Annotated in this window: 14 protein-coding genes; 5 read left to right on the forward strand and 9 right to left on the reverse strand. The window is 62.6% G+C overall.

Going from position 1 to position 20,387, the window contains the following annotated elements:
• Positions 1-528 precede the first annotated feature (528 nt).
• From ACZ1JC_RS25130 to ACZ1JC_RS25150, 5 genes are all read left to right on the forward strand, one after another.
• Positions 529-3,429: a family 16 glycosylhydrolase gene (locus ACZ1JC_RS25130; RefSeq protein WP_465137573.1), complete on the forward strand. Its 2,901-nt coding sequence runs from the start codon at positions 529-531 to the stop codon at positions 3,427-3,429.
• 84 nt (positions 3,430-3,513) lie between these two features.
• Positions 3,514-4,830, forward strand: a complete 1,317-nt coding sequence (locus tag ACZ1JC_RS25135) for a glycosyltransferase family 2 protein (protein WP_465148431.1) — start codon at positions 3,514-3,516, stop codon at positions 4,828-4,830.
• Between the two features lie 47 nt (positions 4,831-4,877).
• On the forward strand, positions 4,878-5,840 hold the full coding sequence (locus ACZ1JC_RS25140; protein ID WP_465137571.1) for a glycoside hydrolase family 16 protein: 963 nt from the start codon (positions 4,878-4,880) through the stop codon (positions 5,838-5,840).
• 176 nt (positions 5,841-6,016) lie between these two features.
• Positions 6,017-6,307, forward strand: a complete 291-nt coding sequence (locus ACZ1JC_RS25145; RefSeq protein ID WP_465137570.1) for a hypothetical protein — start codon at positions 6,017-6,019, stop codon at positions 6,305-6,307.
• A gap of 276 nt (positions 6,308-6,583) precedes the next feature.
• On the forward strand, positions 6,584-7,087 hold the full coding sequence (locus tag ACZ1JC_RS25150; protein WP_465137569.1) for a hypothetical protein: 504 nt from the start codon (positions 6,584-6,586) through the stop codon (positions 7,085-7,087).
• Positions 7,088-7,142: 55 nt separating this feature from the next.
• Here the strand turns inward: ACZ1JC_RS25150 and ACZ1JC_RS25155 are convergent, their stop codons facing one another.
• From ACZ1JC_RS25155 to ACZ1JC_RS25195, 9 genes are all read right to left on the reverse strand, one after another.
• The gene (locus tag ACZ1JC_RS25155; protein ID WP_465137568.1) at positions 7,143-7,628 is read right to left on the reverse strand and encodes a PilZ domain-containing protein; all 486 of its coding nucleotides are present in this window, start codon (positions 7,626-7,628) and stop codon (positions 7,143-7,145) included.
• 623 nt (positions 7,629-8,251) lie between these two features.
• Positions 8,252-9,676 (reverse strand): lipopolysaccharide biosynthesis protein, encoded by a 1,425-nt coding sequence (locus tag ACZ1JC_RS25160; protein WP_465137567.1) that lies wholly within the window; start codon positions 9,674-9,676, stop codon positions 8,252-8,254.
• Positions 9,673-10,677 carry a glycosyltransferase family 2 protein gene (locus ACZ1JC_RS25165; RefSeq protein ID WP_465137566.1) on the reverse strand — a complete coding sequence of 335 codons (1,005 nt, stop codon included), beginning with the start codon at positions 10,675-10,677 and terminating at the stop codon, positions 9,673-9,675. Before ACZ1JC_RS25165 ends, ACZ1JC_RS25160 begins: the two co-directional genes overlap by 4 nt.
• Before the next feature lie 3 nt (positions 10,678-10,680).
• The gene (locus ACZ1JC_RS25170) at positions 10,681-11,277 is read right to left on the reverse strand and encodes a polysaccharide biosynthesis/export family protein (RefSeq protein ID WP_465137565.1); all 597 of its coding nucleotides are present in this window, start codon (positions 11,275-11,277) and stop codon (positions 10,681-10,683) included.
• Between the two features lie 249 nt (positions 11,278-11,526).
• On the reverse strand, positions 11,527-12,690 hold the full coding sequence (locus ACZ1JC_RS25175; protein WP_465137564.1) for a hypothetical protein: 1,164 nt from the start codon (positions 12,688-12,690) through the stop codon (positions 11,527-11,529).
• 113 nt (positions 12,691-12,803) lie between these two features.
• Complete coding sequence (locus ACZ1JC_RS25180; protein WP_465137563.1) at positions 12,804-14,270, reverse strand: MBOAT family O-acyltransferase; 1,467 nt, start codon at positions 14,268-14,270, stop codon at positions 12,804-12,806.
• A 90-nt stretch (positions 14,271-14,360) separates the two neighbouring features.
• Positions 14,361-15,734, reverse strand: a complete 1,374-nt coding sequence (locus tag ACZ1JC_RS25185) for an HlyD family type I secretion periplasmic adaptor subunit (protein WP_465137562.1) — start codon at positions 15,732-15,734, stop codon at positions 14,361-14,363.
• Positions 15,727-17,592 (reverse strand): type I secretion system permease/ATPase, encoded by a 1,866-nt coding sequence (locus tag ACZ1JC_RS25190; RefSeq protein ID WP_465148430.1) that lies wholly within the window; start codon positions 17,590-17,592, stop codon positions 15,727-15,729. The genes ACZ1JC_RS25185 and ACZ1JC_RS25190 overlap by 8 nt, the downstream gene beginning before the upstream one ends.
• A 26-nt stretch (positions 17,593-17,618) precedes the next feature.
• Complete coding sequence (locus ACZ1JC_RS25195) at positions 17,619-19,835, reverse strand: GumC family protein (RefSeq protein ID WP_465137560.1); 2,217 nt, start codon at positions 19,833-19,835, stop codon at positions 17,619-17,621.
• Positions 19,836-20,387: the final 552 nt, after the last annotated feature.

Genomic DNA, 20,387 nt, shown 5'->3' on the forward strand with positions numbered 1-20,387 from the left:
GAGCCCCATTCTGAACCTCTCGAACGCGCGCGCGAATCGCTGCTAAAGTCCGCCCAAGCCTATGAAAAAAATGGATTGCGGCAAATGGAGCGGCCGCAAATGACCGCCACTACCACCTCCATAGTGGTTCATCTTCCGCCATTCCCGGCAGCTGCGCCCGCGACGCATGCAGGCGCGCATTTTTTTTGGAGGCACCACGGAAAGGATCACGCGATCCGTCCGGCCAAGACGGCAATCCATTGCAATAAAGCCGCCCTCCGACGCCACTTCACGTAATAAAAATACGCAACCAACCGCGCCATTCCCAAGCGCCGGTGACAAGAACCTCAGAATAAACCCGAAATAATAGACACTTATAAATCGTAATACGAAGACATACTTAAACCTAAAGAGACATACTATTATCATTTCTAACAGGTTAAAATTGTTACCACGCCGGAAACCAAAGGCGTTGCAGGTTCGATTAATTCGACCGGCTATTTCCATGATCACACCGAGCCGCTGGCTCTTTGATCAGGAATAAATGCCATGGGTATTCAGACTTCCTATTTGAACGCTTTTGGACTGAGCATCGGCAATCAGGCCGCAAGCAATTCTTCGATCTACGGCACCACTGCCGCCGATGTACTGACCGGTTCTGCCAAGAATGACTGGTTTTTCGGCAACGATGGTGCCGACAAGATGGCCGGCGGCCTGGGCGACGATACCTATCAGGTCTACAGCAAGGATAGCGTGATCACCGAACTGGCCGGTGGCGGCACCGACATGATCCGCTCCACTGTCAGCTATGTCCTGCCCGACAATGTTGAAATTCTCTCGCTTTCGCTCACCAACACCTCCGCCTTCGGCAATTCGCTCGACAACGTGCTGATCGGCCAGACCGGCCACCAGACGCTGAACGGCATGGCCGGCAACGACGTGCTGGTGGGTGGCGACGGTGACGACATCTTCGTCATGTCCAGGGGCGGCGGCACCGATGTCGTCGTCGATTTCCAGAACGGAGTGGACACTGCGCGCCTCGACGGCTTCGGCCTTACGTCGTTCGATCAGGTTCGCTCGCTGCTCACCCAGGTCGGCAGCGACGTGAAGCTGACGCTGGCCAGCGGTGAAGCCCTGCTGTTCCGCAACCACTCGGTCGGCGATTTCACCGCCAACGATTTCCAGCTGCAGATCGACACCGCCAAGATGAAGCTGACGTTCGATGACGAATTCAACAGCCTCTCGCTGAAATCGGCCGGCGGCCTTTGGAACACCAATTTCGGCTATGCGGGCCTTGCCAAGTACACGCTGACCTCCAATCAGGAACGGCAGCTTTACGTCGATGCCGATTTCAAGGGATCGAGCAGCACCTCGCTGGGCCTGAACCCCTTCAAGATCCACGACGGCGTGCTGGATATCACCGCCGCACCGGTAAGCAGCGATCAGGCCAATTCGATGTGGGGTTACAACTACGCTTCGGGCCTGCTGACCACCAAGGGTACTTTCTCGCAGCTTTATGGTTATTTTGAAGTAAACGCCAAGCTACCGGCTGGCCAGGGCCTGTGGCCTGCCTTCTGGCTGCTGCCGGAAGACGGTTCGTGGCCGCCCGAACTCGACGTGTTCGAACAGCTGGGCCGTGATCCCACGGCGCTGTGGATGAGCACGGTTTCCAAGGCGACCGGCCCTGCGACCTACACGCACAACATCATCGACGTGCCCACTGCCACCACCGAATTCCACAAGTACGGCGTGTTGTGGGACAAGGATCATCTGACGTTCTACATCGACGGTGTGGAAGTTGGTCAGGTGGCAACCCCGGCCGACATGAACAAGCCGATGTACATGCTGCTCAACCTTGCGGTCGGCGGCAGCTGGGCGGGCGCGCCGTCCGCCGGCATGACCGGCACCTATTCGATCGACTATGTCCACGCCTATTCGCTGGATCAGGCTGCCACCGCGATCAGCGCTGGCGGGTCGACCGGCTCCACCGGCGGCGCGACGGCAGGTACTGGGACTGGAACGGGGACGGCCACCGGAACAACCCCTGACACCGCGGCCCCCACGCCGACCGCCACGTTGAAGCTGGGCACCGATGGCGCCGACTCGCTCAGCGGATTGGGCGGCGAGTTCAAGATGGTGGGCGGACTGGGCAACGACTTCTACCGCGTGGACAGCGCCGGCGATGTCGTGGTCGAACAGCTCAATCAAGGCACCGACACCGCCTGCGCCAGCATCTCCTATGCCCTGACCGCCAATGTCGAGAACCTGTCCCTGGCAGGAACCGCAGCCATCAACGGCACCGGCAACGAACTGGCCAACGTGATCACCGGCAATGCCGCCAACAACGTGCTTTCCGGCCTCGACGGCAACGACAACATCAATGCCGGCGCCGGGGACGACACGATCGTCGGCGGCAAAGGCAACGATTTCCTGCTCGGCGCCGCCGGCAATGACACCTTCGTGTTCGATGCCAGCGACATCGGCGCAGACAACAAGACGCTGGACCGCATCTACGACTTCGAAGGCGCCGGCGCGGCCGGTGGCGACATGCTGCGCTTCGAAGGCTTCGGCGCTGGCTCCACGCTGACGCTGGACACCAGCACCTACAAGAACGGCACCTATCTCGATGGCGCCGGGCACAGCGTGTTCGTCTACAAGCTTTACGACGCAGCCAGCCAGCGCTTCGAAACGGTTCACCTTACCTCGATGTCGGGCGCTCCGCTCAACACCGGCGATTACACCTTCGTCGACCGCACCGTCGCCTCCACGGCCGTGAAGACCGGTACCGATGGCGCCGACTCGCTCAGCGGATTGGGCGGCGAGTTCAAGATGGTGGGCGGACTGGGCAACGACTTCTACCGCGTGGACAGCGCCGGCGATGCGGTGGTCGAACAGCTCAATCAAGGCACCGACACCGCCTGCGCCAGCATTTCCTACACCTTGACTGCCAATGTCGAGAACCTGTCCCTGGCAGGAACCGCAGCCATCAACGGCACCGGCAACGAACTGGCCAACATGATCACCGGCAATGCCGCCAACAACGTACTTTTCGGCCTCGACGGCAATGACAACATCAATGCCGGCGCCGGGGACGACACGATCGTCGGCGGCAAGGGCAACGATTTCCTGCTCGGCGATGCCGGTAACGACATGTTCAAGTTCGCGGCAGGCGACATCGGCGCGGACAACAAGACCGTGGATCGCATCTACGACTTCGAAGGCGCCGGCAAGGCTGGCGGCGACGTACTGCGCTTCGAAGGCTTCGGCGCCGGTTCCACGCTGACGCTGGACACCAGCACCTACAAGAACGGGGCCTATCTCGACGGGGCCGGGCACAGCGTGTTCGTCTACAAGCTCTTCGACACCACCACCCAGCACTACGAAACGCTGCATGTGACTTCCATGTCCGGATCGGCGCTTTCTTCGGATGACTTCAGCTTCTTCGGCTGATCCAAGAACGTCCGGGACGAATGCTCGGGGCTCCCGCAAGGGGGCCCCGCTTCATTTGCCGACACTTGCTTTGGTCTCAGCCCCATGTCTTCGGAATCTTCACCGGAATCGCCTTCGACACCCCAGGTCTCCTTGCTGATGGTGGCGCGCAACACCGCCCCATTCATCGGCGCAGCCTTGCGTTCGGCCTGCGCGCAGAGTTTCGCCGATATCGAAGTCATCGTCGTCGATGACGGATCGACCGACGAGACCCGCGCCATCGCCCTTTCCCATGCGGCCAGCGACCCGCGCATTCGCGTGATCGACGGCCCCCGCGCAGGACTTTCCGCTGTGCGCAACACCAGCCTTGCCGCCGCGCGCGGACGTTGGGCGGCGATTCTGGACAGCGACGACCTGCTCCATTTCCGTCATATCGAAAGACTGGTGGCGCATGGCCAGGAAAGCGGCGCCGAGATCGTCGCCACCAACATGATCGGCTTTTCCATCGCGCAGGGTATCGCCCGAACCACGCTTTTCGCCGACACCCCGGCATGGCGGACGGCGCGGCAGATCGGGCTGGCCGAATATGTGCGCGCAAACAGCGCGTTCGGCGATCCGGTCTGCGCGGGCTATCTCAAACCTCTGCTGGATCTGGAATTCCTGCGCCTTCACAACCTGACTTACGATTCCCGCCTGCGTATTGCCGAGGATTACGATCTTGTCGCCCGAATGATGGCGCGCGGCGCACGATACGCCTATCTTCCGCGGCCGACTTATTTCTACCGCCGGCATGAGGCGTCCACGTCCCATCGCCAGAGCGAGGCCGACCTTTCGGCAATGCTGGCCGCGGCCGACGCCATTCTCGACCATGGCAGCGCGGCGGCGGTCCGCTCTGCCGTCCGGCGAAGGACAGCCGGCATCCGGACCTCGCTCCGCCACACCCGCGCGATCGGCCACATCAAGGCGCGGCGCCCGGGCCCTGCTCTTCGCGCATTGGGTGGCGACTGGCGCGCATGGTGGCTGCTTGCGACCTCGGCCCGGGAGGGCGCTGGTCGCAGGCTGCGATCGCGGCGCGATCCGCATGTCGGATCAGAGCCGGTCGCCCTGGTAATCGGCACGATTGAGCCGAATTCGGCACTTCATGCACAAGTCGCGCGGCTGGCCGCCACCGGCACGCAAATCGTTACGCGCCCCGCACCTGCGGACGATGTCGCGCGGGCCACATTGACCGATGGGCTACCTGCACTCACCGCCACGTTCATCGCTCCACCTGCGTCCGCCGACGATGGCGGATATGCCATCGTTCATGCGGGCGTTCAGGCGGGCGCGGCGACAGGAGCCCCAAAGGCGGACGTTTCCCCGGCGTCGGCGGCCCTCTCCCGGATGGCCATCGCTGCCCAGGCATTGTCGCCAGGACCATGACCGCGAGACCGGTTCCGGTGCACGGGCCCTCTTGGCGAAGCAAGGCAGTGGCGGCTGCCGGCCGCCATCCCCGAACACTGCAATTGGCCAGCGGGTTGCTGGTCTGCTTGTCGGTGCTGGCATTGTTGCTGGTGCTGGTGCCCGATCTTGTGCCGCCCCCTGCAACCGGGCCAATCGACGTTGCCCCCCCGTCCGGCGCCCTGCCGATAGATCGCGACCACCCATCCTTCGCGGAAGAGTTCGACCAGCTACGTCTGCAAGACCAGGGCGGGCCTTGGCGCACCAGCTTCGACTACGCCGGCGTCGCTGCCTTCACGCTTCCCACGAATGGTGAAAAGCAACTCTACGTCGATCGCGATTTCCGCGGGACAGCATCGCAACCGCTGGGCCTGAATCCCTTCCGGATCGCGCGCGGGATGCTGACGATCACCGCGGCCCCCGTCTCCGACACACAAGCGGGCAGAATGTGGGGCTATCGCTATGCTTCGGGCCTGCTGACCACCCGGCACAGTTTCGCCCAGCGCTACGGCTACTTCGAAATCCGCGCGCGATTGACCGATAGCGCATCCCTATGGCCCGCGTTCTGGCTGCTTCCCGCAGACGGGTCGTGGCCACCGGAAATAGACATATTCGAACAATTGGGCCGGGATCCCACGAAGATTACCATGAGCACCGTCTCCCACACGTCCGCGTCCGGGGAGAAGCCGCGCGCCTATACGCATGCCGTTGCCACCGTACCCACGGCAGCCCGCACATTCCATAATTACGGCCTGCTATGGACCCCGCAGATGATTGCCTTTTATGTGGACGGTCGCGAAATAGCCCGCACGCCCACGCCCGCCGACATGCACAAGCCGATGTACCTGCTGGTAAACCTTGCCGTAGGCGGACCTTGGGCACACGACCCCGACCCGGCACATCCACCCAGCGGCACTATCGACATCGATTATATACGCGTTTACCCGCTTCTACTTGGAAAATCGCCGGCCAATTCTTCACATCACCTCTGAAGGAAGCCGGACTGATCGAATTCGGATCGGGTTATTCTTTCCGCGAAACCGTCGGCAGCTTATGCGCAAGGCTCGACCGACGCGTTAACCGCATGCTTTACCTAATGCGGCACCCTTCACTGCAAGGCGCTGGAGAGATGGGAAATCTGAATACGGATACGCAACCCGACGATTTCGTGGCGCTGGCGCGCCACGAAGCGCGGTGCATGGAAAACGCCGTTGCCCACGCGGCGAACGATGCCTGCGTATCGATACCTGCCCATCAGTTCCGCAAACTGGCCCTGCTGATCGATGCTTTGTCGGCGCGGTTGGAGCAGTGCGATTGCGCCGAAGGCCAGCTGGGCGATCCGCGCTATTGGGTCCCGCTGCAAAGCTTCGAGGATTTGCGGATGCGATATAATCGGATCCGCTCGATGATCTCGGCCAACACGCACGATTTTCTTGAATTTCATAATCCCGCAGCGTGAACTCGCCACGCCGGCGCTCCATCCTGGGGCGCCATAAACGATGTAATGATCGGGTCTCCCCATAACAAAACGCGACGCTGAACGCAGACATTCGAGGTTATCGAACACACTGCTTCTGTGAGCGCAATTCTACAGCCACGTAATAATACGCTGGCCAATGATCACACGAATACAAATTCAATCAGTTAGCAAACAATCTTAAAATGTTAACCATCCAAAATCGTGAGCGACCTGAACAGGGGGTCTGAACGATCAACTTCAGAATGGAGCTATACAATGGCAGACAATATCTACGCCACCGGTAGCAAGTTTTACGTCGTCGGCACCACCGGCAACGATGTTCTCGTGGCGCTGGCAGGAGGTAGCCAACTCGACGGCGGAGCGGGCAAGGACAATCTGAACGGCAGTTCCGGCCATGACGTGCTGACGGGCGGCAAGGGTAATGACTTCCTGTGGGGCGGGGGCGGCAACGACACTTTCCTATGGCATGCGTCGGATCTCAGTGCCGATAATGCGACTGTCGACATGGTCTATGATTTCGCGGGGGCCGGCGCGGCCGGCGGCGATGATCTGGTGTTCTACGGCATGGGTGAGGGATCGACATTCACGGCCGACCCGCGTGGGCAGGTCCTGCCGGATGGACGGGGCACGATCTACAAGTACACCTTGCATGATGCGGCAACGGGCTACTCGGAAACCATCTACGTTACGTCAACCAATGGTAGCCTACTGACCACGGACGATTTTCATTTCTATTCGTCAGTGCCGGTCAGCGTCTGAACGGATCTCGGTAGGGCCCGCACGTCGCGGGCTCTACCCTTCCACGTCCGCCTGCTCAGAAGAGCAAAAATCTGGCGGCGGCGTAGAACAAGGCCCACGAGCCGAGTGCGCCGGAAAGCAAAAGGGCAAGGCGTACCGAACCCGGCCATCTCGTCACCTGCGGTTCCGGCGCCTGGCTTGTACCAGCGGGCACCTTCCCGCGCGTGCCCCGGGCATGACTGAAGGCACTGGCCATGCGATCACGCGGCAACGGGGTCAGAAACTCACATCCGTAGATCGCGCCCGACCGCCAGACGACGGCCGCCTTTTGCAATCCCGCACCATCCAAGCCAACGCTGACCACCGTGCCAACTTCAAGATCACAGCGGCGCGATGCGAAGCGAAATCCCCGTGAAGAGAAGTTCTCTATCCGGATATCTACCGCTTCACCGTCGGGTTTGCGCAGCGTTCCGTCGTGATCGACGGGAATCCGCGTATCATTCTGGCTGCGCCGATCATCTTCATCGGTATCGTGACAGACCTTGATCGTCGCATTGAGCATCGTAATTCTCCAGTCACGCGACGATTAGGTCGGCCGAAGTATATAAGTCGTTATATTTTGATCCATTTACGGTCGCAGTAATTCTTGCCGGGGCCAACGCCGGGCCAGTCGCCAAAAGCTTTGTTCCAGCACGCCTCGGCATGGTTCGAACAAAATGGCAGACAGGTGCAAACCACCCTTCCATCCCGCTCTCGAGCCGGTTTTGCGCATGTTTCCCGTGCATTATCGCCGATCTCATGGCTCCGCGAGATAATAGCAAGGGCAACACGCAGGAAAAATGCCGCAGGATGGAAACTCCGCCTCTCACCATGACGCGTGCAGAATCGCCACGTCTTAACCAATCGTCGGACAGAAATAACATCCGAATTGGCAGCAACAGTCGATCGGCAATAATACTTACCACCTGCTCGGGAAATAGTGCTCGGCAAATTCCCTGAAAGGCCCCGGCCCACTCGGACAAAACGCGAAGTACACGCATGGCCGCCAGACGGCGGAGTGGGATTCGCGCCCGATTGTGAAACGCATCGCGCTGCCGCGTATCAGCGGGAAGCGCCTGCCCCCATCCCTATCCAAAGCTTGAAATTTCCCAGCGCCGCCGCGTCAAGCCATGCCCCCACGGGCGATCAGGCTATCATCGCCAGGTCCCGCTGTGCCGCAAGGATTGACCGGTTCAGGACAAGCGCCAGCATCGCGCCGCCGCTCGCGCAGAAAGCGCCCACGGCAACCAGCGGAATGCCGGTCGCTCCGGACACCTCGCGAAATGCGGCCAGAGCGGCCATCGAAAAGGCCGCCGCAACCAGCGTCAGCACGACCATGCCCAGATAGGTGCGTTGCGGCAAGGGAAGCACATCCCGTAGCGAAAGGACCATCAGGGGGCCGCCGATAAGGTATGCGCATCCAGTGCCAGCGGCGATGCCCACCGCCCCCCCCAACGCACCCACTGCCGCGAAGATCACCCAGAGCAGAGTAAGTTGCATGGTCTGCCGTAACTGCCGGTCGGGCCGCCCAAGCGCGACGAGGCATGGCATGACCAGGAAGACGACTGCCTGAATCGCCGCGCCGGGTACGAGCGCGGCATAGACGATCCCCGCCCCGCGCCATCTTTCAGACAGCATCACGGCAAAGATATCCGGCGCGATCAGGGCCGCACAGGCGGTGGTCGGCCCGACCAGCGCCGCCATCACGGTGGAAACTTTGACCAGCATCGCCACCACCTGCTCCGGGCTGTCCTTGATCCGCACGAGATGCGACAGGAATACGCCTTGAAACGGCCCGAGGATGACGTTGGCCGGCAGCCGCGCGACCTGCAGCGCCATCGCATAGAGCCCAACCTGAACACTGTCCCGAACCATGCCCAGCAGCACGACGTCGAGCGAGCGTGCGGCGAAATTGACAAGGTTCACTTTCAACACCGACCAGCCGAACGCCAGATCCTGCGCAATGAGGCTGAAATCGTAATACCGCTGGGGCCGCCAGCGCGCCAGAATCGTCACGCTGCCGATCCGCAGCAGCCAGTAGGCCAGTTGCTGAGCCACCAGCGACCATGCCCCCGCGCCGTGCAGTGCAAAGGCGAAAGTGGTCGCCACGCTCGCCAGAGTTGCGCAAATTTCCACCAAGCTGAGACTTCGAAAATCCTGCGCCTTTTGCAGGCGCGCGGCAGGTACGGCGCCCAGCCCTTGCAGCACCAGCGTGGAAGCCAGCGCCATCACTACTGGCGCCAGGTCCGGCTGGCCGCACAGCCATGCCAGGGGAACCGCAGACATCACCACCAGCAATGCCAGCCCCAATCCGCTGGCGCATATCGTCCAATGCGCAGTGGCCCAGACCCTCTCATCATCTTCCGACCGCCGCATCAAAGGCGCGGGCAGACCGCCATCGCACAGGACCATGGAAAGGATGACGATCGGCATGGCCAGGGCCACCAATCCATATTCGTGTGGCCCGAGTATGCGGGCAAGGATCGGTAAGACCAGCGTCTGCAGTCCCACGCGGACGATTCCAGCGATCGACATCGCCGCCGCCCCGCCCAGCAACCGCTTTTCGCTCATGCGTCAAAGCCGCCAGGAGACTGCAAGTAATACGCGAAAGTTCCGGACGGCACCCCGAACCGCAATAGCGCGGCCCGCAGCTTGTCTCCGGCGATCGCCCCGGCAACATCCCAGCCCTGCCGCCCCGGCAGCGACAGCGCGCCCGCTACACCGGAAAGCACACCCTGCTGCTGCCGAAGCGCCAGCGTCCTCATATGGTTGGCCTTGCAGCGCGTTTCCCGCAACCGCCGTGCGAATGCCCGTTCCGCGCCATCGCCTCGTGGACAGTCGCGCGACAAGCGCTCTTCTGCGGCGAGCAGGCGCTCGACATCGGCAAGGCTGTGGACCGCGCTGAGTGAATTCGATCGCTCTATCGCCACGTAGCCGCAGCGGCGGGTGAATCGGAACCGGGCGCCGGCCATCAGGAGGCCCAGCACCAGCACGAAATCCTCGCCCAGCCGCAGTTCCTCGTCGTACCGCGCGCCGCAAGCGCGGAAAAAGTCCGTGCCGAACACCGGTTTGCAAAAGCCGAGCTGATGCCGCCGCTGCAGAAAGTTGCCGAGATTGCCCAGCAGAAAGCGTTCAAGATCGATGACTTCGCCTTCGGCATGAGCCTTCGCCGTGGCACCGGCGCCTGTCAGCCGATCGGGCCGATCGGTGAACAGGATATTGTCGGCCCAAAGATCGAAATCACATGACGCCGGCATGGCTTCAAAGCGTTCCGGCAGAAAGAAATCGTCACTGTCCAGGATCGCGAACCACGGTGCTTCCACCCGATCGATCGCCCGGTTGCGCGCCCGGGCAGGCCCCGCATTGCATTCCGCCCGCAGCACGATCACCGCAGCGTCGCACCGATAGTGGCGCTCCACGAGATCGGCTGTACCGTCATTCGAAGCATCGTCCGCCACGATCACGGATCGCACTTGCGGGCAGATCAGCGCGGAATCGATGGCCCGCACTATCGTGGCGGCGGCATCGTGGCAGGCGATGATGACGTCGATCGACGCCGGCGCGATCCCCATGGCTCAGAAGAACCGCTCAGGAATGGTGATGGTGTCGCCCGGTTCGATCGAGAGGCCACCGATGTCCTCTACGGAGACGAGTTGATCCTGCGGCGCACCGTCATGGCGGACATGCACTTTCGACTTGCGCGCGCGATAGGTGTAGCCGCCCGCCGTCGCCACCGCCTGCCCCAGCGTGAGGCCGGCAGTGAACGGATAGGCGCCGGGGCGGTTCACTTCGCCCAGAATGAAGAAAGTGCGATACTCCAGCAGGTCTATCGCAACGCGGGGGTCGTTCAGATAGCCATCCAGCAGGCGCTTGCGAATGTCCTGCCCCACTTCGTCCAACGTATGGCCGCGTGCGTCCACTGTTCCGATCAGTGGGAACGATATCTCCCCATTCGGTGCCACGGCATAATCGCCCGTCATCGCCGCTTCGCCGAACACTGTGATCCGCACCTTGTCGCCAGCGCCCAACTTGTACCGATCGTCACGCCGGGCGATTGCCGTTGCAGCCGCGCCGGGGGCAGTACTGTTCAGTGGTGCGGACGCCAGTGGCAAAGTGGCCGCGAGCGACGGCGCCGATTGCGCCCACGCGCCGTTCGGCACAGCGCTTGCCATCAGGATTGCCATCAGAATTACCGGGGCCATCGCGAAGGTCGGCAATCGGCAATGGGTTCTCACCGGGCAACAGGTCGTCATCATTCGATCCTTTCCACCGATGGGCGGCGCGTTCGATCGCAGGGTTTGCGCTGAATCGGCCGAGCCCCCCGGCAACGGCACTTTTCTGTTGGCAAGCTAACACGGATTATCGGCCGGTCCCGTCATCCCCCCATTTCGGACGAAACTTTCCGCCCCGTCCCGGCACGCTCAATCTGCCAGGGCGGACGCGATGGTCCTGCGGCCGGCCAACGGCTCGATGATCGGCCTTTGAGCAATGCCGAAATTGCAATCGGCGGCGGAAGCCGGCTGCCCTGCCCTGCCCAGCCCCGGCGCGCCGGCCATCCGGCGCGAAAGCACCTCCCCCAGCCGCCGGGATACCGCGGCCGCGCCCCGGGCATTGAGGTGATGGACATCGTGCCAATAGTCGCGGTGGGCCAGCAGATCGTTCAGCGCCAACATCGGCCGCCTGCCGTAGTAGCTCATGTCATAGGGGCGATCCGGCTTGCCGTAGCCCGGCAGGTACAGCAGATAGACGGGCACACCGCGCCGATCGGCAAGGTCCAGAATGGCGGCGACATAGCGCCTGGGCATCGCGTATTCGTAATCTTCCAGCACTTTCGGCAGGTAATTGAGGCGCTTGTCTGCTCGCAATGCGGCGGCATCCGCTTGCAGCTTGGCGGAATCGATCGCTGTATCGAGCGGCGGTGTAAGCGCGCGACCGTTGACATTGACCACGCGCGTGTTGTCCACGGTGGATCCGTCGTAGTTCGCGGGATCGAAACGGGGCCTGAGTCCGAACTCGGCCGGAACAAGGCTCTCTATCCCCAGCACCACCTGGCGATATGGCAGCCGCGCAAGGTCCGACAGGTAGTTCACATTGCCGATGCGCGGCGCATTGATCAGGTCCGCCGTTCCGGCGATGTGCGAATAGAGCGGATGGGCCTTGCGCGTCTCGTTCTCCAGCACTTCCAGCACGATGGCGCGCGGCTTGCGAGTGGAGAGCAACTCGCGTGCCAGCAGATAGTGGAGATTGCGCCCGTAATTGGGGATCGCAAGGTTCGTTACCGTCAGACACCGCCCGCCGGCATCGCGCAAGCCGCTGGCCGCCATGGTCTGCGCAACTGCCAGTCCATCGATCCCGTTCATGGTGTGAGAGGTGCCGATCAGCGCAATGTCGAGCGGCGCAGGATCGTCGTGAATGCGCTCGTAAGACCAGCCCAGCCGGGCATAGGCTTCGGTCTGCACCGATTGCCAGCGAATGTAGTCGCTGTGCGGCAGCGCCACCATCAGCGCCAGCGTGGCGACGAATGTCGCCAGCCCGATCGCGAAAAGCGGGATGGTTCTGGGGCCGGTCTGGTCGGGTCCGGTCATCTCTGTCAGGCTCCGCGCGCTAGAGCATTTTCAAGTTGACCGATCGCGGACAACGCCTCGGAAAATGCGAAAATCAAAGGGACCAGAGCATCGTCGCTCAACGCGATGACGCTCTAGAAGTTGAAATAGAGGAACACGCCCGGATCGGGCAGGCGGGCGAAGGCCAGCGCCGCCACCGCGCCCAAAGCAGCGGCCGCCGCCCAGGGCCGCGTCTGACGTCGCACGGGGACGATGCCGTCATGCTCGATCGGCAGGCCCGGCGTGGATTGCGGATAGCGCGCCAGTTCCAGCACACTTGGCAATCGGGTGACGACGATCCATCCCGCAATCACCGCCGCCCAACCCAGTGGCCGCGCGAACAGGAACCCGTCCACTGTGCCCGTCCCGTGCCACCCGCCCATGCTCAGCAGCACCGATGCCGCACCGGCGAACGATTCCGCACGGAACAGCACCCAGGCAACCACTACCGCCAACATCGTCAAGCACCAGCCCAACGCGCGCGACGTTACGGTTCCCGATCGTCGGGGCGTCACCGCGTTCCAGGCGTGATTGACGATCAGATAGAGGCCATGCAGCGTGCCCCACAGCACGAATGTCCAACTCGCCCCATGCCACAACCCGCCAAGTGCCATCGTCGCCAGGAGGTTGCCATAGCGGCGCACCGTCCCGTGCCGATTTCCGCCCAGCGGGATGTAGAGATAATTGCGAAGAAAGCGCGAGAGCGAGATGTGCCAGCGCCGCCAGAACTCCACCACGCTGGTGGACTTGTACGGCGATGCGAAATTGACCGGGAGCAGGATGCCGAACATCAGCCCCAGGCCGATCGCCATGTCCGAATATCCCGAAAAGTCGAAGTAGAGCTGCAAGGTATAGCCCAGGGCCCCCAGCCAGGCGTCCGCCGTTCCGAGCAACGCGCCGTCGCGAACCGCGTTGAACGCCGGATCCGCCAACAGCGCGAAACCGTCCGCCAGCAGCACTTTCTTGGCGAGGCCGAGAACGAAGATCGTGGTTCCGATCCGCACATAAGACGCCGGCAGACGCCCGCGGCCAGCCACCGCGAATTGCGGCAGCATTTCCTTGTGATGAGTGATCGGTCCCGCAATCAGGTGCGGAAAGAACAGGACGAAAAGCGCGTAATCGACGAAGCTGTCGGCCGCCTTTCCATCCCGTCTGCTTTCCACGAGATAGGCGATCTGCTGGAAAGTGTAGAAGCTGATCGCCAGGGGCAACACGATCCGCCCCACCTGCCATTCCAGCCCGGTCAGCCGATCGACCGCCTGAACGAAAAAGTTCGCATATTTGTAATAGCCCAGCAGCAACAGGTTGCCCGCAACCCCCGCGCCCAGCATCCAGCGACCGTGCGGATGCCGTTCCATGACCCGGCTCCACTGGAAGTTGGCGATGATGGAAATGCCGACCAGCAACAGATAGCGCCAATCCCACCAACCGTAGAATACCAGCGAGCAGGCCACCATCCAGGCCTTGGCTCCGCCCTGCCGGCCGGATAGGCGCAAGGCGTGATAACCCAGCAGCGCGACCGGCAGGAACGCGAAGATGAAAACGAGCGATCCGAATAACATCGCGTCTTGTCACTCCTGGGACGATTGGCGAGAGGACGGCAGACAAGGTCGGGAAAAGCGGCGATGCCGCCGCGTGCATCGGCGGCGCGCTCAGTGCTCCCGGCCGCTGCGCCACAGCACCTGGTTGAGCGGCTCGACAAGATACTGCATCAGCGTGCGCTTCTTCAGCGGCACCAGCACCAGCGCGGGCAGGCCGGGCTTGATGCCGTCCGCGCTGCCCTTGATATCCCGCAGGACGCGCAAGGCCTCCACCGGCACCGTAACTTCGCCGGTGTAGTAGCGCGCGCCGGTGTGCTCATCGGTAAAGCTATCCGCCGAAAAGCGGGTCACCGTCCCCTCGAACACGGGAATGTCGCGCTCGTGCATAGTAGTGAAGCGGATTTCCGCAGTCTGTCCGACATGGACATCGTCGGCATCGTTAGGACTGAAGCGCGCCTCTATCACCAGCGGCGCAGCATCGGGCACGATCTCCATCAGGCTCTGCCCCGCGGGCACTACGCCGCCCACGGTGAAGACTTTCAGCCCGACCACTTGCCCGGTGGCCGGCGCGCGGATCAGCGTCTGATCGCGTTGGCGGCGCAGGGCCTGCCACTTGGGCAATGCTTCGCCCAGCTGCTGCTCGTTCTCGCGCAAAGCCTGCGACACGTCCTGAAGCGTCCTGGCGTCTATCGTCAGCGCCTGCATCCGCAACTCACCGATCTGTTCGCGTGCGGCAGCGCCGGATGAGGCCAGGTTGGCCCGGTCGCTGGCGACATTGGCGCGGGCGCGCTCCAGCTCGCGCACGCGGTTGATGCTGGCGTATCCTTTCTCGACCAGCAGATTCATGCCTTCCAGCTGATCGTCGAACAGCGCGCTCTGCTTGCGGTTTTCGACCAACTGGTTGCCGATGCCAGAAATTCGCTCGCGCAGTTGTGCCGCCTGCTGGCCCAGCACGTCCTTCTGCGCCACCACCGAACGCCGTTGACTGCCCAGCAACCCGGTCTGAAGGCGCATCGCCTCGTCCGCCAGCAATCTGTCCTCCCCCGCCAGTGAGCGAAATTCCACAGGCTCGGCCACGGCCTGCGCGCCGGCACGCTGCGCCAGCAGCCGAGCACGCTCCGCCTGAAGGTTGATCGCCTGCGAGGCCGCCGCCCGTTCGTTGGCGGCCACTTCCGCACCGGCCAGCTCGATCAGCACATCACCCGCCTTCACATGCTGCCCCTCATGCACATGAAGCGCCGCCACCACGCCGCCATCGCGGTGCTGCACCGCCTGCCGACTGCCCGCGACGCTGACCGTCGCATCGGCATAGGCCGCCGCATCCAGCCTGACGACCATGGCAAAGCCCATGAAAACGCCGAAGAAAAGCACTACCACGATCCAACCCAGCCGGCTGTCACGCGCCTCGCCGTCCTCCAGCGGTGCGGCTGAAGCCGCATTCCATGGCACCAAGCCACCATCGATCGTCGCAACATGGCTAGCCATGCTCCATCCCCTCCGTTTCGACCGGGCGCGATGCTGCGTGGCCCCTGCCGTCCTTTTGCTCATCGCTTTCCGGTTGATTGCCCTGATGCGCCGGCGGTGCGACGAACGGGCGCGCATTGGCCTCCGCCGACTCCTCCCCTGCAGCGCGCGCTTTCGGCGCGTTCAGATGGGCCACCACTTCGTTGCGCTCTCCGAATATCTCGACGCGCCCGCCGCGCAGCACCAGCAGTTTGTCCGCGCTCTGCAGGATGCCCGCGCGATGGGCGATCACCACCAACGTCACGCCCTTTTGCCTGAGGCTGTCCAGCGCCTGCCCCAGGCGCATCTCCCCCTCGGCATCGAGTGCGGCGTTGGGCTCATCCAGCACGACCAGCACCGGATCGCCGAACAGGGCACGCGCCAAGGCGATGCGCTGGGCCTGGCCCACGGAAAGCCCCCCGCCGGCCCAGCCCAATTCGGTATCGTAGCCTTGAGGCAGACGGCCGATGAAGTCATGCGCCCCGCAAAGCTGCGCGGCCTGAATCACCCGTTCGTCCAGCGCGCCGGCAGCGACGCCTTCGGTGGCGAAACGCGCGATGTTTTCCTTGATCGTGCCGCGAAACAGCACCGGTTCCTGCGGAACGTAGCCGATCGCTTGCCCCAGTTGCCCCTCCGGCCAGTTGCGCAGGGCCGACCCATCCAGCCGTATCGCGCCTTGCGCGGGCGGGAGGATACCTACCAACGCTCGTGCCAGCGTGGATTTTCCCGCGCCGCTTGGACCGATCACGCCAAGCAACTCACCCGGATCTAGCACGAAACTGACGCCGCCGATCAGCAACCGATCCCGGCTGGGCGCGGCGATGCCGAGATTTTCGACTGAGATCGCGCCGCTCGGCGAGGGCAGCGTGGTCACCGTGTGGTTATCGCCGCGCTGGCCGAACAGCTCGACGATGTGGGCATAGGCAGCCCGCGCCTGGAGCAGGTTCTTCCAAGCCCCATTCACCAGTTCGATCGGCTGCAAGGCCCGCGCGATCAAGAGCGAGGACGCGAAGATCGCGCCGCCCGAAATCTGCTGTTCGATGGCCAGCAAGGCCCCCATACCCAGCGCCAGCGATTGCAACAGCAAGCGCGCCGCCTTGATAGTCGCGCTGTAGCGCGTCGCTGCCAGCCCGGCGCGGTTGACCATACCATTGGCTTCCAGCCGTTCGCGCAGATGCCGCTGCACCATGGCATCGCGCATTCCCAGCGCGCCGATCATGCCCGACGCGCCCAACGAGAGTTCGAGACTGGAATAGGCCGACTGTTCGCGCCGAACCGCCTCCTTCATCGGTGCGCTGCTGCTGCGTTCGCTCAGCCAGCTCAAAAGCGACAGGGCCAGTGCGCCACCGATGCAGAGAAGCCCGATGGCCGGATGGATCAGAAAGCAGACGAGGATATAGATCGGCGCCCAGGGTGCATCGAACAGCGCCAACACGCCGACACCGGTGATCGTCTGCCGCAGTACGTCGAACTCCCGCAGGGTCGCCGCGTTGACCTGCCCCCCTCTCTCGGCGGAAACTTCCAGCAGCGCCGCCATAATCGGGCCTGCCAGCTGCCGATCCAGCCGGGTACTCGCCCGCAGCAGCAGCCGGCTGCGCACCAGGTCAAGCAATCCCACCGACAGGATCGCCACGATGAAGATCAGCGTCAGCCCCGCCAAGGTCAACACGCCGCGCGTGGGCACGACCCGGTCGTAGACCTGAAGCATGTAGATCGACGGCGCGAGGTAAAGCACGTTGAGGAAAGCGCTGAACAGACCGGCATTTATGAAGTGTCCCCGGCATTGCGCAATCGCGTGCCGGATCGGCCGGGCTTCGGGCGTGTCGGGAAAGGCGATCATGTGATTTCTCCCTACGCTCTGCGGCATCAGCTCACGTAGTAGCCGGCGAATTTCTGCTGATAGCCATAGACATCGTTGTGCCCGGCACTGGCGTATTGGCGGATGTTCACCTGGGAAAGGCTGACAGCCAGCGTTCGCACGCCGGCCTGATCGAGAATGTCGATGGCGGCCTGGGCGGCCCGGATCGCGGTCTTTCGCCAGCGGCATAGCATTATCGTGGCATCGGCATGGGTCGCCAACCGGCGCGTATCGACGACGCCGAGCGCTGGTGCGGTATCGACAATCACCACTTCGAAGCGTTCGCGCAGCGCGGCGTATAGCGCCTGGACACGCTCGTCGGTCAGGTAGTCCTCGGTCCCTGTGGGGCCGGACGTCGGCAGGATCATCAACGGCACCAGCGGATCGCGGACCAGCGCTTCGTCCAGCGGCAACTTGCCTTCGAGCACCGAAAGCAATCGTTCGTCCTCACCCAGTTCGGGCAGCAGCGCGGCGGTGACCGAATGGCGCCGCAAGTCTCCATCCACCAACACCACCCTGCGCCCACCCGCCGCCAGAATCCGGGCCAGGCAGATGGAAAAGGTGGTCTTGCCCTCACGCGGGAGAGCGGACGTCACCGCGATCACCTGGCCGCCCCGCCCGGTCGGCCTAACGACCGCGGCACCGGCCGCACGCACCGCTTCTGCAAAGATCGAGAACGGCCGCTCCAGAATGTAAAGATGCGGCGCAGTCTGGCGGTATTCGCGTCCGACCGAGGTCTTGAGATCCGGCAGGGCACCGGCATACGTCGCCCCCAGTTGGCCCTCCACATCCTCACGCGTCACGATGCTGCCGTCGAGATATTCGGCAAGCCCCACCGCCAGCAGGCCAAGCGCGATCGCCGCCGCCGCACCCAAGGCCAGCCCAAGCCGGTAGTTCGGCCAGGCGGGATAGTCGGGCAGCCGCGCCAGCGACGAGATGCTGGCATCCGCCTGCGGCAGGTTGGCCGCCGCCGAGGTTTCTTTCGCCCGTTGCAGAAAAGCGGAATAGATCGCACGGCTGGCTTCCGCCTTGCGCTGCAGTTCCAGCAGGCCGACTTGCGCGGTGCCATTCGTCGCCAGCGCCCCGCGTGCCCGCGATCGGCTGGCCAGCAGCGATTCGAGCCCGCTCTGGGCAACCTGTACATTGGCCTGCAGGGTGGAGATGATGCGTTGCTGCTCAGCATCGATCTGGCCGCGAATGTCCGCCAGGTTCTGGCGGCCACGTTTCATCTCCGGATGACTTTCGCCATAATGGGACGCCAGAGAGGCCACTTCCGCGCTGGCGACAGCCTCTTGCGAACGCAGGGCCCGGATCGTTTCCGACGCAAGTACGGCCCCGATATCCGAACCGCCGCCCCGGCTGAGTTGCGCGCGGGCGGCGGCCAGCTTGCCGCGCTCTTGCGCCAAAGTGGCCTGAGCCTGCGTGATCTGCTGGTTTAGCTGCGATGCTTCCTGCTCGGCCATGGTGGCGCCTTCGGCGCTCATCAGGTTATGCGCGATCATGTAGTTCTGCACCGCAGCATCGTCGGTCACCGCCTGCTGGCGAAGGTCCTCCGCCCGGCGAGTGACGAATTGCGATGCTTGTTCGGTCATGCCGGCGCGGTGTGCGGCCTGCATCGCGATATATTGCGACGCATAGGCATTGGCGATGTTCGTCGCCCGTCGCGGATCGCCCGATCGGGCGGCGATATCGATCACGTAGGTCAAGCCTTGTCGCCGCACCGTAACGATCTTTTGCAGGATGGCGGATGCGCGCCGTTCGGCAGCAGTCATTGTTTGGTCCGCGCTCCGGTTCGAAACCGCCCCCTCTGCGGGCGGACCTTTTGACCCGCCACGCAGCCCCGCGTCGCCGTTGAAGCCAGGTTCCCGATCGAGGTGAAGCTGGCGTACCACCGCCAGCGCCGTGGCGGGCGAGGCCATGATCTGCGTCTGCGTATCGACCACGTTGGTATCGGCGGGAAGTCCCTGCACCACCGATTGCAGATCGATCGTGTCTGCCTTGCGCGGTTCGATCAGCACGCTGGCCGTGGCGATGTAGACCGGTCGCGCCAGCAGCACGGCAACGGCGACGGCCGAAAAGGCAAGGCAGGCGACGGCGGCAAACAGCCATTGCCGACGTCGGAACACCATCCACACGTGCGGGGGATCGGGCAGCAGGCGCGCGCGCCTGGTTTCAATCGGGGCACGATTGAAACCCATACCGTCACCGGACGCGATGCTTGCCATCAAAAATCCCTCAACAATTCATCGGGTGATCAGGGATCCAACGCAGTGGTGCCGACGGAAATGCGTTTCCCGTCACCCCGGCGCTTCATCCCAATATTCGCATTGCAACAAGTAACGGCCAGATGATCAAGTTATGTATTATTCCGATTTCATTCATTTTGTTGAGATTTACGTCTGCATCGGATGTTGTTTTTGGTATATTCAAAGAAAAACGAGCAATCCCGTGAAAATATCAGTCCGATACGGAACACCATCCGGCAAATTCGCCTGGTTCCGGTTTTAATGGCCCAGTGCTCTCGATCGGTTTTGAGGCAAGTTCTGAGTGGCTTCTGGGTCGCCAGCCTGCGATGAACCACTCAAGAATGATCCGATATTGCGTCAACTTGGTCCAAAATTCGCAATACTCCACCGATTCCGAGAAGTTCCATTTCGAACGCTCCGAAATGGAAAAAACGAATTTTCTAAAAAAGCAGGAATCAAGCCGCATCGACGAAAAAAGCAAATGATCAATACACATTTTACATACAATATGGATCATTTATCCATGACGCA

The organism is Sphingomonas sp. BL-S-28 (genome assembly GCF_055521515.1).